General features: G+C 35.4%; 12 protein-coding genes, 1 pseudogene and 1 riboswitch. All 13 genes and pseudogenes read right to left on the reverse strand.

Annotated features, from left to right (window positions below; translation table 11 throughout):
• Window positions 1-19: 19 nt before the first annotated feature.
• Window positions 20-2,320: a zinc-ribbon domain-containing protein gene (locus VZL98_07585; protein ID WVH62558.1), complete on the reverse strand. Its 2,301-nt coding sequence runs from the start codon at window positions 2,318-2,320 to the stop codon at window positions 20-22.
• Window positions 2,320-2,574: a hypothetical protein gene (locus VZL98_07590; GenBank protein ID WVH62559.1), complete on the reverse strand. Its 255-nt coding sequence runs from the start codon at window positions 2,572-2,574 to the stop codon at window positions 2,320-2,322. The genes VZL98_07585 and VZL98_07590 overlap by 1 nt, the downstream gene beginning before the upstream one ends.
• Window positions 2,575-2,940, reverse strand: coding sequence for a zinc ribbon domain-containing protein (locus VZL98_07595; GenBank protein ID WVH62560.1), 366 nt, complete (start codon window positions 2,938-2,940; stop codon window positions 2,575-2,577).
• 120 nt (window positions 2,941-3,060) lie between these two features.
• Window positions 3,061-4,815 (reverse strand): oligoendopeptidase F, encoded by a 1,755-nt coding sequence (gene pepF / locus VZL98_07600; protein WVH62561.1) that lies wholly within the window; start codon window positions 4,813-4,815, stop codon window positions 3,061-3,063.
• 401 nt (window positions 4,816-5,216) lie between these two features.
• Window positions 5,217-6,704, reverse strand: coding sequence for a hypothetical protein (locus tag VZL98_07605; protein WVH62562.1), 1,488 nt, complete (start codon window positions 6,702-6,704; stop codon window positions 5,217-5,219).
• 126 nt (window positions 6,705-6,830) lie between these two features.
• Entirely contained in the window at window positions 6,831-8,015 is a 1,185-nt protein-coding gene (locus VZL98_07610; GenBank protein ID WVH62563.1) for a toxic anion resistance protein, read from the reverse strand.
• A gap of 24 nt (window positions 8,016-8,039) precedes the next feature.
• The gene (locus VZL98_07615; GenBank protein ID WVH62564.1) at window positions 8,040-8,666 is read right to left on the reverse strand and encodes a 5-bromo-4-chloroindolyl phosphate hydrolysis family protein; all 627 of its coding nucleotides are present in this window, start codon (window positions 8,664-8,666) and stop codon (window positions 8,040-8,042) included.
• 196 nt (window positions 8,667-8,862) lie between these two features.
• Complete coding sequence (locus VZL98_07620) at window positions 8,863-9,135, reverse strand: metal-sensing transcriptional repressor (GenBank protein WVH62565.1); 273 nt, start codon at window positions 9,133-9,135, stop codon at window positions 8,863-8,865.
• The gene (locus VZL98_07625; protein WVH62566.1) at window positions 9,135-11,684 is read right to left on the reverse strand and encodes a heavy metal translocating P-type ATPase; all 2,550 of its coding nucleotides are present in this window, start codon (window positions 11,682-11,684) and stop codon (window positions 9,135-9,137) included. Before VZL98_07625 ends, VZL98_07620 begins: the two co-directional genes overlap by 1 nt.
• A gap of 58 nt (window positions 11,685-11,742) precedes the next feature.
• Window positions 11,743-12,540, reverse strand: a complete 798-nt coding sequence (locus tag VZL98_07630; protein ID WVH62567.1) for an energy-coupling factor ABC transporter ATP-binding protein — start codon at window positions 12,538-12,540, stop codon at window positions 11,743-11,745.
• Complete coding sequence (gene cbiQ, locus VZL98_07635; protein ID WVH62568.1) at window positions 12,534-13,226, reverse strand: cobalt ECF transporter T component CbiQ; 693 nt, start codon at window positions 13,224-13,226, stop codon at window positions 12,534-12,536. The genes VZL98_07630 and cbiQ overlap by 7 nt, the downstream gene beginning before the upstream one ends.
• 28 nt (window positions 13,227-13,254) lie before the next feature.
• A pseudogene (locus tag VZL98_07640) lies at window positions 13,255-13,494 on the reverse strand (energy-coupling factor ABC transporter substrate-binding protein).
• Entirely contained in the window at window positions 13,478-14,206 is a 729-nt protein-coding gene (locus VZL98_07645; GenBank protein WVH62569.1) for an energy-coupling factor ABC transporter permease, read from the reverse strand. The pseudogene VZL98_07640 and the gene VZL98_07645 overlap by 17 nt, the downstream one beginning before the upstream one ends.
• Window positions 14,207-14,280: 74 nt before the next feature.
• Window positions 14,281-14,456: riboswitch (cobalamin riboswitch) on the reverse strand.
• Between the last annotated feature and the right edge of the window lie 64 nt (window positions 14,457-14,520).

Raw genomic sequence — 14,520 nt, forward strand, 5'->3', positions numbered from 1 at the left:
AAGTATCGCACCGATTATTTTATTCTCCTATTTCGTGAACTACAGGATTTTCTAAATTGATTGCTCTGTCCGCTTCTCCCCATGAAGAAATGAACCATTCATTTTTAACTGGCAGATATGTTAGATTGAATCCCGTAAGTTGTGTTAATTCGTATGGTTGGTATCCATCTTCCATCGATTCGTCTTTTGGATATTCAGTGGCGTGGAACTTTAGATTCCCACCGATATATGCCGTATAAGAACCATTTTCGCCTGAGTTAACTACGAATGAACTCGCGTCATACTGAAGTTCGTCATATACTCTATAGTAAGTCATACCATTATCGATTCCTCTTTGGAGTATATCTCTAGTTGTACTTAATTCAGGTTCTATAATGGTAGTAAATCCATCCATGCTCATATTTCTTCTAGCCATTCCGTCTTCCTTAAGCATTTTCTCGATTCTTGACATGATATGGTTCATAGTTCCCTCATTATCCATATCCACATATAGGCTAATTAATGTTTCTCCGGATAAAGTCATCTCTTTAGAGAATCCCATACCCCATGGGTATTCAATACCTATTTTTATTCTGTCTCCGGAAACCACGGATTTTAAAGGTATCTGATTATACTGCTCGACCGTAAGATTAGTATTCTCGTCATTGATGTAGACCATTGCCTCTTTTTGGGTGGTATCAATATGAAACTCGGTTTCCCCTTCCCACTTGCTGTCCTGTACCGGAGTTTCTACCGGTTTATCTTCAGGTATTGTTTCCGGCGGTTGCTCCTGAGGTTTTCCTTCAGTTTCTACATCGTTGTCTTGTGTTATCGGTGTTAAGCTTGAAAGACTTACGATTAGGTTTCCGTCTTGTAAGTTTTCATTGGTTGGTGATAAATTTATTTGATATTTTTCACCATTCACTTTATTTTCGACATCATACAGGCCGGGTAACAAGACCATGTTTTCACTGTTTCCGCTGATTTCCTTATCCATCAAGGTGTACTTTGCATCTTCCGGTGCAGTCACACTTAATTGTAAGGGATCTACAACTACTTTGTAATCTTTGAAGAACAAAAACTTTTTGCCCGTATTTTCAAGTCTGTATGCTCTATTGCTCTTATAGTTTTCATCTATCCCTAATTTTGAAGAATCCTCTTTAATTGCACCTATCAAAGACGATCTGTAAATCTGATCACTTTTCATAAGCTTTGAAAATGGCTTTAATGCATCTTCATTGATTGCTACATTCTCATTTGAACTTACTACCAGATTTGTAAGTGATTGAGTGTTCTCTTCAGTGATAGCATTTTCGAATTTGGCTATAACTCGTTTTTTATCTGTCAGACCTGAAAGTGTAGCATATAAAAATGTGCAAACTGCCAAGACAATCAAAGTTGGAATCAGTAGATTAGACCACTTAAAAGGCTTCTTTTCATCGACTTTTTTCTCTTTACTCTTTTGCACATCTGAATCAGTCTCTTCAGGGGCTTTTTTCTTTCTAGCTGAAGATCTGACCTTTCTATTTTCCATAGAACGATCCGCTTCATTTCCTACTTTTAACTTTTGAGTAAGAGTCAAAGCATCATCACTTTCTTCAATTTCCGGTTTTTCGATTTCATGATTAATATTATCGGCTTTTTCCTTAGATTCCCTTATCAATCTCTTTTTCTCATCAGATAAAACTACTCTATTTTCAAATCTGGAACTCTGTTCATACTCTTCTATCGATGGTAGCAGAACTGTATGATCTTTGTTTTCTTGTTCCTGATTATTCCCCGGCTTAAATGCTTTGTCAATATTGCTATCTTTATTGACCACTTCAGTTTTATCTTCTGTATTTATCTTTTCATCAGTCGTATCGTAATTAAACATTTCACTTATGACTTTTTTAGACTTACCGAAAAACGAAGGGACTTCCAGTTCAGATTCGCTGAACTCTTTATCATCATTTTCAATCTTAGCAAAAGTCTTCTCGCTTTCACTGCTTTTAAAGAATCCTTCCGTTTTTTTCGTATCGGTTTTTACTTCTTCTTTACTGCTGTCAATTACATCATCGTATAATTGATCGTATGGTTTCTTATAGTCAAATTTAATTTTATCAAATTCCGATTTGTCAAAGTCCGATTTGTCAAATTCAGGTTTTTCCGACACTGGTTTACCTGATTGTACAGCCTCTATTTTAGTACCACATTTTTTACAAAATTTATCTCCCTCAGCGTACTCAAAACCGCAATTTGTACAGATAGGATCTATTGTGTGATCGACTTCCGTTCCACATTTTTTGCAAAAATTGTCTGTAGCGTCTACTTCAAATCCACAATTCTTACATTTAGTCATTATTCTTTCCCCTTCATTTCACGTATTCCAAAAAACGACAGTACTTTATCCAGTCCACTTGTCTCTTCGACTGCTTTTTTCTGTACCGGATTTTCAATATAATAGAATCTAATATTGGTATCCCCCGTTTCAGGTGAATATAAGTTTGATCCTTCAATATCTTTAAAAGCAACTTTAAAATTTACCGACAAATCAGTAATATTATCAAGTTCCCTATTGCTATCTTCAGGATTATAATTTAAATATTCACTCATCTAAAACACCTCATCTACTTCCTGAATACCGCCACATGCTCTGCAGAACTTATCATTTACAGGTATTATAGTATTGCAAAATTCACAATTCTTTAATTCAGAATAATAACCGTCTAAATTCAAACCGCAATTAGCACAGAATATTGACTCTTCGTCGTAGTTTGATTTACATCTTGGGCATATCATTTCATCCCTAGTCGGAATTTTCTCCGCCTTCTCATTATAAATCTCGCTTTCTATCTTAACAATTTCATTTGAGATATTAATAAACTCGTCTCTGTCTTCATTTTTATTTAAGTAACTTTTATGTGTTAATTGACCAAGCTTCAAGTAATTTTCAATTAATTTCTTATCCCTATCCTCCATTATTTAAAGCCTCCTTATATTCAAACTTATTATTAATATAATATCATATGTATATGTATAAATAAAGGTCAAAGTAGAAAGTCATCACTAACAACAATCTACTTTTAACCTTTTATGCGATTATTTATTCTTTAATAATGTCTCAAGTTCTCTTACTTGATTTTCAAATACTTTCATTGCAGAGATAATCGTCTCTTTTTTAGAAATATCAGCTCCTGCCTTTTTAAGCTGATCAATCGGATAATTATTTCCACCGTCTTTTAAGAAATCGAGATACCTTTCAAGAGCATTGTCTTCTTTATTTAAGATATTCTGGCTCAGCATAACAGCGCATGAGAAACCTGTGGCATATTTATACACATAGAAATCAGAATAGAAATGCGGTATTCTCGCCCATTCCAATTGAATTTCTCTATCTATATTTACAGCTTCCCCAAAATACTTCTCATTTAGTTTATAGTAAATATCATTAAACACATCTAGAGTCAGAACCTTGTCCTCTTCCAATAGAGCATGTGTAGATTTCTCAAACTCTGCAAACATAGTTTGTCTAAACACTGTTGACTTGAAACTCTCAACATAGTGATTTATCAGATATAGTTTCTCTGCATCATCTTTAGCATTTTTTATTAGATAATCCAGCAGTAGCAACTCATTTGTTGTGGAAGCAACCTCAGCGACGAAAATCGTGTAACTCGAATAGATAAACTCGTTATTCTTTCTGGAATAATAACTATGCATCGAATGTCCTAACTCATGAGCAAGAGTAAATAAAGAGTCCAAATCATCAGTATAATTCATCAATACATATGGATCACTCTTATATTCACCCCAAGAATAAGCACCACTTATTTTACCTTCCCTAGGATATACATCTATCCAGTTTTCTTCAAAACCTTTCTTAAGTGTTTCAATATACTCTTCTCCAAGCGGTGCAAGTGCCTTAATTATAATCTCTTTCGCATCCTCAAATTCGATTTTTGAATCAAAGTCACTAGTCAGCGGTAGATATACATCATACATATGTTGTTCATCGAGTTTAAGATACTCTTTTCTAATCCTGTAATAATCGTGAAGAACAGGAAGATAATCGTTAATAACTCCAAGGAGATTATCATACACCTCTACATCTACATCATCTTTAAAAAGCATCATCTGAAGCGAAGAATCATACTTTCTAAGCTTTGCCTGTAAGGCAGTATTATTGATATTGGAGTAGAGCATAGAAGATATGGTATTATCTATCATACCAAGAGTCGAATACATTTTTGTAAAAGCCTCTTCCCTTACTTCCCTATTCTTATTTTTAAGAAGATTTACATAATTTGCACTTGTAAGCCTTATATTGTCCAAGCTTTTAATTCGAGGGAATACCAAATCCGCATTCATTAAGAGATAATAGGAATTAGAAGGTCCCTCTTCCAACTTTGCCATAGCTCCCATAATATATTCTTCCTCTTGACTAAGAGTATGAGGCTTAAATCTAAACATCTTATCTAGGTAGGATCTGTATAATTCTAAATCATTGTCCACTATCAGCTTATCTAATTCATCCTCTGTTAACATCAATAAATTAGGCTGGAAGAAAGACCCCGCGGTAACCAGTTCATTATTCAAAGCTTCAGTTTCAAGCGCTATCGTCTGCCCAAAACTCTCTCTACTATCCTCATCCCTCTTCATATGAGCATAGACATACAGCCTTTGCATCAACTCAGCAGAGTCAGCCATTGCGGTAATGATCTCTTTAAAATTCCCCGAAAAATCTCCCTTTAAATCCCCGATTTTCTTAATTTCATCCTTTACCCTTTCAACATCCTCGTAAAATGATTTTTCATCACTGTAAATCTTACTCAAATCCCAATTTGTTTTTTCCATACTTTCTCCTTTTTATCTATAATAATATTTTATTTATTGACATAGTGATTTTATTCGCTAATTTAAGTAAACCCAGCGAAACGATTTTAAATTTTTCTGACTTTGGAAGGTTTTAGTAGAAAAAACTACCACTCAAAAAGCGATATCTCCTCATCGCTACCACCAGTTCACCTACGTACATATTTTATCTTTTTTTCAAATAAAAGCGACATCTCCTCGTCGCTACCTTCAGTACACCAATGAGAATATTTTGGAGTCATTCTGACTTTGGAAGGTTTTTGTAGAAAAATCCATTTATTGTTCTGTAAGGTTTAGATTCTATTCTTTCAAGCGAAGCGGTATTAGAATCTCTGGAAGAGCAATAAATGGCTTTTTCTTAAAACCTGGAACGGAAGAAAAATTTAAAAACTATTCGCATCTTTTAGTGAGTCTATAAACTCTCTTCCCCTCTTCAGCATTTCCTTCATAACTCTAATCCTCGCATAGTACTTATCATTTCCTGGAATTACTATCCATGGAGTATGATCAGTTGATGTCCTGGCTAGCATATCATCATATGCTTCGATGTATAAATCCCACTTCTCCCTATTTCTCCAATCTTCAGAAGTTAACTTATACTCTTTCCCAAGGTCCAGGAGCCTTTCATTAAATCTCTTTAATTGTTCCTTGCTGTCAATGGCTAGGAAAAACTTAAGAACGAGCACCCCAGATTTCTTTAAAAGCTTCTCTGTTTCATTGATTTCCCTATAAGCACGTTTCCATTCAAACTCACTGGCAAATGATTCGATTCTTTCGACAAGAACTCTACCATACCATGATCTGTCAAATATTACCATTCTACCTTTAGGAGGTATTACATTCCAGAATCTCCACATGTAATTATATGAGTTCTCCAACTCTGTGGGCGCAGATATGGGCACTACATCATATCCTCTAGGGTCAAAGCACTTGGTAAGCCTTTTTATCGCCCCACCCTTGCCGGCAGCATCGACACCTTCAAAGATTATAATTGTAGGAATTTTCTTTTTGTGGAACTCATAGCCGAGGGAAGCTAAACTCCCTTCAAGTTTCTTCTTTTCCTTTTCATATTCTTCTCTTGTAAGATATTTTGAGTAATCCAAATTTTCTATTATTTTTTCTGACTTAGGAAACTCTATGCTATACGGTTCAGAAATACTTCCCGACTCCATATATTTGAAAATTGTCTTTTTAATTATATCAATTGAAATCCCGAGCACTTCATATGATGCCTTTTTCATAGACTCAGACGGAACTAAATGCCATTTTGACCCCTTGAAATTCGTCTTTTCAAGGACATCGTTGAAATGCTGCTTATACTTGTCATAGTCTGCTCTCTGCCTTAAATCTCTGTCTCCTACGAGCACCTTTTTAAACTCGTCTTTCTTATATGAGTCTATTCTCTCAGCTTGTGTCTTCTGGGTGATATTAAGGAAAAACTTTAAGATAAGAGTGCCATCATCGGTCAATTGTCTTTCTATCGTCTCCAATTCCTCAAGATAAGTTTTAAATTTCTTATCGGATATCTTGTAATTGTCCATGATATCGTAGTAGAAACTTCTATCAAATACTGCTATATCCCCCTTAGCCGGTATACGCTCCCAAAATCTCCATAAAAAAGGCTTGGCTTTTTCTTCATCAGTCATAGCATCAATGACATGTACCTTAGTGTACTTATTATTTACTTCTCTCACCAAATCATTGATGACATAACCTTTTCCCGCTGATTCCCATCCGTCAATCAGGATTATAACAGGTATTCCAAACTCTTTTAGTTTTCTCTGAAGCAGTCCGAATTCCTCTCTTAAGTCGGAACCTTTTTCATTTTCATACTTATATTTATATTTTTCAAAATCAAATGAATTTAGCATAGTTCGCCTCCTAATTTATATACTTATTATAACCTATTCACAGAGATTATTAAAACCGGATGTTTATTTAAGCGAATTTAGCTTTGACCATAAAAAAGCAGCCAAAATGACGGCTGCCTTATAATATTATTGATTTTTATCTTCTGTAATGCTTTGAAGAAGTGTTTCTTTAAGTTTTCCTTCAAGTTCTGTAAGTTCAGCTTCAACTTGCAGTCTCTTCTGTCTTCCTTCTCTTTGTATTTTTAGAGTTTCTTGTATTGTCGTAATTAAATCCTCATTGACTTTTTTAAGTGTCTCGAATTCTACTATTCCTCTTTCTGATTCCTTTGCAACGCCGATTGTATTCTGTTTAATCATTTCGGAGTTTCTGCGTAGTAATTCATTGGTAGTTTCAGTTACTGCTTGCTGCATCTTTAAAGCACTGTCTTGTCTATGCAGCCCAAGCGCTATAACAATTTGACTCTTCCAAAGCGGTATGGTGTTTAGTATGGCAGTTTGAATTTTGTCTACAAGCAGCTTATCATTGTTTTGGATTAGTTTAATTTGTGGTGCTGTTTGAATTGCAAGCGTCTTGCTCAACTTTAAATCATGAAGTTTTCTGTCAAATCTATTTAAAGTTTCTTCAAAATCACTGACCAATTGTGCATCCATCGGCTCTCCACTTTGCAGTGCCTCTTCTCTTAATTTAGGCAGTGTAACATTTCTTGTCTCAGCAAGTTTTTCTTCTCCAGCAATTATATATAGCTGAAGATCGTTGAAGTATTCGAGGTTTTTTTGGTAAAGGGTATCGAACATTGCAATGTCTTTTAGCATTTCAAGTCTCGCTTTGTCCAATTGTCCTTCTATTTTGTCTATCTGGATCTCCATGACTTCGTACTTGCCCATCATTCTTTCAATACTTGTTTGAACATTTTTAACAAATGGAAGATTGCTGAAAAAACCGCCTTTGTCCGATATGTTTTCAATCTCCATACCTTTGACTTTTTCCATAAGTTCAGTCATCAATACTCCAACTTCACCTGCGTCTTTAGCCTTTATATTTGATAGTATGGTATCAGAAAATGCAGACAGGTTTCTTTGAGCACCTACGCCGTATTGTGTTGATAGTTGTGAATCCAATAGATTTATTCCAGATTTTAATTCTTCGATTTTATTACGATCTTCCGGCGTCAGATTTTCTATCTTTTGAGAAATTTCAGCGACTTCTTCCTTCTTTTCTCTTTCCATCTTCTCAATTGCATCTTTTTGCTTAGCCAAGTCTCTCAGGGTTATTTCAGAATTCCCTTCGTCTATTTTTTTAATCTCGTCCATTGTTCCTCCTCATTTTTATATTTATTATTCTTCTGTTCTAAGAGTATCTTCTAGAACTTTAACATCAGCCTCTATGTCCATCATATCATTTTGCATTAACTTTACAAATTGTTTATTAAATGCCTCATTTAATATTTCAAGAGCTTTTTCTGTTTCCAAATACACCTTATTAATTTCTTCAGTATCCAATCTGGTTTCTACAAATCCAATATACTTGTTCATAATCCCTGCAGCTGTATCCAAGTAATAAGTCAGATATCTTCTGGCTTGCCTTATCTTTGAAGGATTTTTTCTAAGATGTTCAAAAATAGTAACTCCTGTATGGAATAATTTCTCCCCGTTAATTCTTATCGATTCATGCTTAGCTTTTCTGTAGCATTTTTGTATCTGTATGAGATCTTCATAAGCATCATTCATCATACTTTTCAGTTCATGTTCATCAGTAAGTATTCCAACCTTTAGAGTTGGTGGTTTCTTCAGTTTCTTAACCTCCGGCTCTGCACTTAACACTTTCTCTACAGAAAAATACACACCGTATCCAAGTACGGCTGCTAAGAACCATCCAATATCGTAAGCTGCCGTAACTGAACGAAATAAAACAAAGGTTATAATTCCGGAAGCAATCGCAATCAATTTAGCGTATCTATTCAAATATGTCATCCCTTTCAGTCTACATAAATTATCAAGTCTTTGATACAAAAAAACTTCTGTTTCTCCTTATATCATAACATATCTACTAATACATTTACCCACTATTTTATAATTAATTCATAGTTTTTATTCTTACAATTATGTCACAAAAAAAGTACCCATATCTTAAAAGGTACAGGTACTCTAATTTGAAGCATTATTTTAAAAATTTATCCAGTATTTTTTGAATCTCTTGAATTTTTCTTTCCTTATCTTCCTGATTATCAGATTCTATCGAACTTAGTACGCAGTGATTGAGATGATCGTGAAGGATTATTTTATTAACCGATTTTATGATGGCCTCGGTCGCAAGTAGTTGATTGGATATGTCTATACAATATCTGTCCTCTTCCACCATTCTAATTATCCCTTCTATCTGTCCTCTTGCAGTTTTCAGCCTCCTCAATACTTTGTCAGGATCACTTTTCATTATTCTACTCCGACTACTTCGTATCCTGCATCCTCAATTGCATCAGTTAACACCTTTATATCAAGTGAGTCCGGCATCTCCACTTCAGCTTGAGCTCGTTCCAAATCTACAACTGCATGAACTCCTTCGATTTCGTTTAAGACTTTGTCAACTCTTCCTGAACAATGTCCACAACTCATTCCTTCGATTTTTATTATTTTTTTCATTTTACCATTCTCCTTTTTCTCTTCTATACTTTTATATTCTATATTTACAACATTATCGATTTTATTTACAGCTCTCTGAGGTTTGAAACTATTTAATCTTAGTGCATTAGTAACTACAAATATTGAACTTAAACTCATAGCAGCAGAAGCAATCATTGGATTAAGAGATATTCCGAAGGGCTTATAGAAAAGACCTGCAGCTAACGGTATACATAGTACATTGTAAAAGAATGCCCAAAACAAATTTTGTTTTATCGTAGTAATAGTCCTCTTACTAAGCTCTACTGCATTGACCACGTCTACCAAATCACTTTTCATCAGAACTATATCTGCTGCATCCATGGCAATATCAGTTCCGGCGCCGATTGCTATTCCCACATCTGCTCTTGCAAGTGCCGGTGCATCATTGATACCGTCACCAACCATTGCAACTTGAACGCCTTTTTCTTTAATACTCCTAACCATTGATTCTTTATCTTGTGGCATTACTTCGGATATTACATCATCAAGCTTCAATTCACGTCCTATTGCCTCGGCAGTAATCTTATTATCTCCGGTTAGCATATATACCGAAAGTCCACTTTCATGCATCATCTCAATAGCTTCTTTAGATGTTTCCTTTATCTTGTCAGCAACTGCAACCAGTCCGATAATATTTTCGGCATCAGAGAAATAGAGAACCGTTTTACCTTCTTTGGATAATTTATCCGCAAGTTCGTTACTGCCCGATAATTCAATCGATAATTCTCTCATATACTTTAGATTACCGGCATAATATCTGACTCCGTTTACAATTCCTTCAATCCCCTTGCCGGGATGATTGTTGAATTCCGATGCATAAGCAGCTTTTATCCCTCTACTTAAAACATATTCTTTTATAGCAAGGCTTAGCGGATGTTCCGAAGGTTGCTCCAGTGAACCTATAATATTTAAAAGTTTTGATTCCTCTACTATGCCTGTGTTGATGATGTCTGTAACTTCCGGTTTTCCCATGGTAATCGTGCCCGTCTTATCTAATACGACTGCCCCGATATTATGAAGTGTTTCCAGGCTTCCAGCCGACTTAATCAAAATGCCGTTTCCAGCCCCTTTGCCCGTTCCAACCATAATTGCTACTGGAGTAGCAAGTCCAAGAGCACAAGGACATGATATTACCAATACGGAAATCCCCATTGTAAGCGCAAATTCAAATCCCGATCCGAGCACCATCCATACAATTGTCGTAATAATGGCAATTACAATTACAATCGGTACAAATACCAAACTTATTTTATCTGCAATCTTTGCAATTGGAGCTTTCGTTGCATTTGCATCTTGAACCAGTTGTATTACTTTGGCAATGGTAGTATCTTCACCGACTTTTTCAGCAACAATTTTTAAAGTTCCCGTCTTTAAAATGGTAGATCCTATAACAGTGAAACCACTACTTACCTCAACCGGAATACTCTCGCCTGTAATGGATGAAGTATCTACCGATCCAATACCGTCGATTACTTTTCCGTCAACAGGTATTGCGCTTCCGGGTCTGACAAGCAGCGTGTCACCTACAACCACTTCTTCAATCGGTATTTCCGTCTCAAGATTTCCACTAATCCTTATTGCAGTCTTAGGAGATAAATCCATGAGTTTTTTAATTGCATCCGTGGTTCTGCCTTTAGATTTGGCCTCTAAATACTTACCCAAAGTAATAAGCGCAAGTATCATGGCAGCAGACTCAAAATAAAGACTGTGCATGTACTGGTGTATAATATCCATTTGACCATGCCCTAAACCGTAAGCGAGTTTGTAAATTACGAAAAGTCCATATACAAAAGCTGCACTGGATCCAATCGCAATAAGCGAATCCATATTTGGATGCTTTTTATAAAGCGCTTTAAAACCGTTTATATAGTATGCCCTATTGACATACATGATCGGCAATGTCATAAGCATTTGCGTAAAAGCAAAGATAACACTGTTCTCAGGTCCTTCAAAAATTGAAGGCACGGGTAGTCCAATCATACCACCCATTGAAATATACATAAGTGGTATCATAAAAACAAAGGAGACCCAAACTCTAAACCTCATTGACTCGTATTCTTTTTGAATAATATCATCTTGTCCACTTGCTTTTACAACTACATTTTTTGAAACTTCTAACTTATCTATAGCATCATATCCTGCATCTTTTACAGCATTGATAATATCTGATGAACTGACATTGTCCTTGTAATCCACGCTCATACTATTTGTAAGTAGGTTAACTGAAACTTCATCTACTCCATCTATTTTGGAAACTGCTCTTTCAACAGCTGAAGAACAAGCAGAACAAGTCATGCCACTTACAGAAAATTCAGATTTCATATACCCCCACCCCCTCTAGGTGTTATTGTAGCATAATTAATAACTATTATCAATACCTTTATTTTTTTAAGTATTCGTATAATTCACACTCATGCTTAAATAGCGGTAATGAGGTATTTAAATGAAGTTTTACAAGTGAGGGCTGCTCAAGAGAAATGGACTTTATAAAATCAGTATCCAGAAATACTTCCTTTTCATTTCCCTCTTTGACTTGTTTCCCCGATTTAAGAAGGTAGATATAATCGCACATTTCGTATATAAAGTTCATATCATGACTTGATATTACAAGTTTTATCCCCGATTCCATGAGTTTATAGAGAAGTTTTTTCATCCCTTCAACCATCTTTGGATCCAAGCCGGCAGTAGGCTCATCCATAAATAATAGTTTTAGATTCATAACTAATAAACCTGCCAGAGCAACTCTCTTCTTCTGACCATAACTTAAAAAGTTGACCGATTTTTCTTGGATATCTTTTAAACCTGTTATGGTCAATGCTCTTTCTACCTTCTCTTCAATTTCCTCTTCTGAATGTCCAAGGTTTCTAAGTGCAAAACCTACATCTTCCTTTACCGTTGAATAAAATATCTGCCTATCGGGATCCTGCATCATAAGATTGACTTCACTTCTGTATAATCTCATGTATTTTGAATTGTATTCGATGTCATTTCCAAGGTATTTTACAGTGCCGGAGGAAGGTTTAAGTATCCCAAGAATATTAAGTAAAAGAGTAGACTTCCCCGCTCCATTCTCACCTATTATTCCAATGCAGGAACCTTTGTCAAAGTCCATGCTGATATCGTCTAAGGCAAGAGTTCCATCAGGATATATGTATTTTAAATTTTCTACTTTTAACATTCTACTTCCTCCTCTGCCGATTCATTTCCCAATCTTAATTCCATTGCATTTTTCCAATCGTCGAAGCTACTCATTATGCGAATAAAAAGTGAACTCGCCAAAACAGCTGATGATTTTAGCCAAAGTCTTCTATTCTTGTATCCGGTTCTTAATGTTATGGCATCTTCCATCTCTTTCATCTCTTTAAAAAACACTGATATGAATCTGTAGATCAGAACCATCTGCTGAATTATGACATCTGGTATCCTAATTAATTTATATCCTTTTATTTGTTGATGAAGAGGCGTAGTAAGCGAAATAAAAAAGGTGGAACTTATTGCAGACAAGGTTCTAAACAGTGTATTTACAGCTACTGAAAAGCCTATCTTGCTGATTCCTATAAAATATTTACCTAAATTAAAACTATAAAAATAATTATTGCTGTCTTTGGAAATCCCAATTATCATGACTATTATGCTCATGATAATGAATCCAAGTGGTATTTTGTAAATTCTCAGTATAATTCTTGGAGATATACCCGCTATCGGTATTAACAATATCATTATCAAAACTATTATTCCAATTTGTACATATGTATTGTTTGTAATTAAACTGATGGTGAGCATAAGAATGCCCACCATCATTTTAATTCTGTAATCTATATTAGTAAATTTGTTAGAATTTGAAACGATATCAATTATTGACATGAGTTTTCCCTTTTTTAAATCCAAAATAGTATCCGATAAGTACTGCGCCTATCGCCGCTTGAGATGCAAATAGCATCGACTCGATTTCGCCACTTGCAGGTTCGATAATCGGTTCAAACCACTGCTCATACCAAGGGTTGTTTTCTGTTATCGCATCTTCTGCTGCTCCGTCTGCGCCACCAAATTCTGCACCTTTATTCATGTACAATGGTGCAATAAATAACACTATAAGTGTTATTATCAAGATTATTCTAGTAGACTTTTTCAATTAGATTTCCCTCCCCTTCATAATGAGCAATTCTTTCAAATATCAATGCTGTAAGAATTCCCTCTGCTATAGCTATAGGAACTTGAGTGAAGGCAAATATTGTCATATATTTTCCTATTTGTACCATCATATTGTCAGCCGGAAATGCAACACCAAGCTGTATGGATGTAACTACATAAGTAATTAAATCTGCGGCTGCAGCTGCAATACCTACAGAAACGAAGGTATTTACTTTTGCTTTCTTAAGTAATTTAAAAACTGCATATGCAACGAAGGGACCTACTATTGCCATCGAAAAAGCATTGGCTCCCAAAGTAGTCAATCCACCATGTGCCAGCAAAGTAGCTTGGAATAAGAGTACTATTACCCCCAGTATTACTATAACCCATGGTCCAAAGAGTATTGCTCCAAGTCCTACCCCTGTAGGATGTGAGCATGATCCTGTTACCGACGGAATTTTTAAAGAGGATAATAAAAATACAAATGCTCCTGCCAATGCCACCAGCAGTTTTTTATCGGGATGTTCTTTTAATAATTTTTGCAATTTATTAATGCTTATAGCCATAAAAGGTATCGATACTACCCACCAGCCTATAGCCCATCCCTTTGGTAAAAATCCTTCCATAATATGCATTGCAAATGCATCTTGAGGTATCATAGTCACTAAGTACAATAGTGATATGATAAATAGTACTTTAAAACTTTTTTTCACACCATCATCTCCTTTTGGTGTAGAAGATAAAAAACCCAACCTATGGTTGGGAAAGCTAAGTAATCTTCCCACCGAAGTATTACAATAGTATTAGGTATCCTGGCTCAACTTCATCTCAAACGACGCCTTCCCTTTCAGTGGCATATGTCGTTCAATCCGTATTACAGTAGCGGGGGCTGCTAAGGTATCTAACCTTATTCCCTAATGTTGTTGTATAACTATATTATAACAGAATTGGCATTACTATTCAAAAACTTTTTACGATAAATACCCGAATATAAGCGTTTTTGTTTATCTTGTTCAATATCTGTTTT

Source organism: Peptoniphilaceae bacterium AMB_02, from assembly GCA_036321625.1.
In the GTDB taxonomy this organism is placed as follows: Bacteria; Bacillota; Clostridia; order Tissierellales; family Peptoniphilaceae; genus Microaceticoccus; species Microaceticoccus formicicus.

What these genes read in the sequence shown, in the direction of transcription:
- VZL98_07590 (WVH62559.1), bottom strand. Translation starts at nt 2,574, where the DNA reads ATGAGTGAATATTTAAATTATAATCCTGAAGATAGCAATAGGGAACTT.
- pepF (WVH62561.1), bottom strand. Translation starts at nt 4,815, where the DNA reads ATGGAAAAAACAAATTGGGATTTGAGTAAGATTTACAGTGATGAAAAA.
- cbiQ (WVH62568.1), bottom strand. Translation starts at nt 13,226, where the DNA reads ATGTCAATAATTGATATCGTTTCAAATTCTAACAAATTTACTAATATA.
- VZL98_07620 (WVH62565.1), bottom strand. Translation starts at nt 9,135, where the DNA reads ATGAAAAGTGATCCTGACAAAGTATTGAGGAGGCTGAAAACTGCAAGA.
- VZL98_07605 (WVH62562.1), bottom strand. Translation starts at nt 6,704, where the DNA reads ATGCTAAATTCATTTGATTTTGAAAAATATAAATATAAGTATGAAAAT.
- VZL98_07595 (WVH62560.1), bottom strand. Translation starts at nt 2,940, where the DNA reads ATGGAGGATAGGGATAAGAAATTAATTGAAAATTACTTGAAGCTTGGT.
- VZL98_07625 (WVH62566.1), bottom strand. Translation starts at nt 11,684, where the DNA reads ATGAAATCTGAATTTTCTGTAAGTGGCATGACTTGTTCTGCTTGTTCT.
- VZL98_07630 (WVH62567.1), bottom strand. Translation starts at nt 12,540, where the DNA reads ATGTTAAAAGTAGAAAATTTAAAATACATATATCCTGATGGAACTCTT.
- VZL98_07585 (WVH62558.1), bottom strand. Translation starts at nt 2,320, where the DNA reads ATGACTAAATGTAAGAATTGTGGATTTGAAGTAGACGCTACAGACAAT.
- VZL98_07610 (WVH62563.1), bottom strand. Translation starts at nt 8,015, where the DNA reads ATGGACGAGATTAAAAAAATAGACGAAGGGAATTCTGAAATAACCCTG.